1 protein-coding gene is annotated in these 540 nt (G+C 35.4%); it reads right to left on the reverse strand.

Translation table 11 applies throughout. The annotated features are described in order from the left end of the window. Nucleotides 1-85: 85 nt before the first annotated feature. Complete coding sequence (locus tag AN214_RS21865) at nt 86-427, reverse strand: hypothetical protein (protein WP_054981620.1); 342 nt, start codon at nt 425-427, stop codon at nt 86-88. Nucleotides 428-540: the final 113 nt, after the last annotated feature.

Below are 540 nucleotides of genomic sequence, written 5' to 3' on the forward strand. Positions count from 1 at the left end.
GTGATCTTAAATTCTATGCTAAGAGACGGAGTGATTTGGGAAGCGCCAAAAGTCTAAATTTAACTATTGACGCCATAGTCTCTTGTTATGTTGCGTTGGCTATAATTTTAAATTTACGGTACGCAGACATAAATATAAACATAGATACTATTGTTAATGCCGAATATGGCAACTCAAACAAGACGTAATAATATTCATTAATTGAATCCTCTAATACTAGAGGTGCAATTAAACCCAAAATAAATGGAACTATGATCGACACTGCCAGCCAAAACATTCCCAATGATAGAGTTCTGCATGCTGGGCTGAACTCAGGGATAGAAAGTTTCTTAAGTTTATATGCGCAAAGTAAAAGAGTAACAGTAAGGCCAAGCTGAACTAAACCTTCAACTAAAAGCATAAGTATTTTTGCTTCAAAACCTTCCATTTAATCCCATCCTTGAAAAGCTACATAACGCTTCAATAATACGTGCAGCAAGTTTGGCAGTTTCTTTGCGTTGTTTGCAATAGAAAATGAAAAAATTGCGGAGTCGTATTTCA

This window comes from Pseudoalteromonas sp. P1-9 (assembly GCF_001399975.1).
Lineage (GTDB): Bacteria > Pseudomonadota > Gammaproteobacteria > Enterobacterales > Alteromonadaceae > Pseudoalteromonas.

Bases quoted from the DNA above. Each gene is read 5' to 3' on its own strand.
- AN214_RS21865 (WP_054981620.1), bottom strand. From the start codon at position 427: ATGGAAGGTTTTGAAGCAAAAATACTTATGCTTTTAGTTGAAGGTTTA.